The organism is Microbacterium sp. (genome assembly GCF_030149085.1).
In the GTDB taxonomy this organism is placed as follows: Bacteria; Actinomycetota; Actinomycetes; order Actinomycetales; family Microbacteriaceae; genus Microbacterium.
Genome location: NZ_JASBSF010000260.1, coordinates 1 through 1,384, shown reverse-complemented (window position 1 = coordinate 1,384; position 1,384 = coordinate 1). Strand labels below are relative to the sequence as shown.

Below are 1,384 nucleotides of genomic sequence, written 5' to 3'. Positions count from 1 at the left end.
TGGCGACGGCGCGGGTTCGCGCATCGGTTCGCCGTTCGAGAAGAGAGCCGGACCGTCAGGCCGGGATGCGTATCGACGACGCCGGCAGAGATCGAGAACGATGTCCGCCGTGAAAGACACTACCAGTGATACCTGGGAGCTCCGTCCGGACGGTGATCGCGCGCCGAGGGTCGGGGAGGCTCAGGCCCGACGGTACTCCGAAACCATGGGGCAGTCGAACGGGTCGCGGGCGGCCAGCCCGACCCTGTTGAGGTAGTCGATGACGATCGCGTACGAGCGCCAGAGCGAGGTCTCGGTGTAGGGAACGTCGTGGGTGGCGCAGTAGTCGCGCACGATCTCACGGGCCCGCGCCAGGTGCAGGCGCGACATGCTCGGGAACAGGTGGTGCTCGACCTGGTAATTCAGGCCCCCCATGAGCCAGGTCGCCCACCAACCGCCGGCGACGTTCCGCGAGGTACGGACCTGCTTCGAGAAGAAGTCGAGCTTCGCGTCGGGCGCGATGATCGGCATCCCTTTGTGGTTCGGCGCGAACGACGCCCCCATGTACACCCCGAACACGGCAACCATGACTCCGAAGAACGCGAAGGCCATGCCCAGCGGCAGCAACAGGAAGATCGGCACCAGCACGATGCCAAAACGCAGGGTCAGGATGCCGAGCTCCGTCCATCGGCCCTTGACGGGCCCTCGCGAGAGCAGGTGTCGAAAGCTCAGTGCGTAGAGGTTCATGCCCTCGAGGGTCAGCAGGGGGAAGAAGAGCCACCCCTGCTTGCGGGTGATCATGCGCACGATGCCGCGCGATGCTGCGGCATCCGTCTCGAGGAACGAAATCGTGTCGACCTCGATGTCGGGGTCTTTGCCGACGCGGTTCGGGTTCGCGTGGTGGCGCGAGTGTTTGGAGTCCCACCACGAGTAGCTCATGCCGACGATCCCGCCGAGGACGCGGGCCAGCCGGTCGTTGGCCGGGCCGCTCGCGAGGATCTGGCGGTGCGCGGCCTCGTGCGCGAGGAAGGCGACCTGAGTGAACAGGATGCCGAACGCAGCAGCCATCAGCAGTTGCAGCCAGCTGTCGCCCAGAAGGATGAATCCCGTGATGGCACCGCCGAAGCCGAGGGCAATCGCCGCGCCGACCGCGGCATAGAACCACGGCGTGCGCTGCAACAGCCCGAGTTCACGAACGACCTGCGATACCTGTGTGTACGCACGCGCTACCGGGGGGAACTCAGCGGTCCCGGCGTAGGTCTGGCGAACCGGCCCGAGCCTGGACGATTCCGCGACGACGGGAGGAAGGGAAGATACGGAGGATGACGGCACAACGGCACCTGACTTCACTCGTGCGCCGCACGTCGTGCGCGCCGCGGGATGGATGCCAAGGGCAGTTGCCGTT

At 66.3% G+C, this 1,384-nt stretch carries 1 protein-coding gene; it reads right to left on the bottom strand.

All coding sequences use genetic code 11. The features are described 5' to 3' along the window. Window positions 1-180: 180 nt before the first annotated feature. Window positions 181-1,311 (bottom strand): acyl-CoA desaturase, encoded by a 1,131-nt coding sequence (locus Q1V87_RS10465; protein ID WP_300592354.1) that lies wholly within the window; start codon window positions 1,309-1,311, stop codon window positions 181-183. Between the last annotated feature and the right edge of the window lie 73 nt (window positions 1,312-1,384).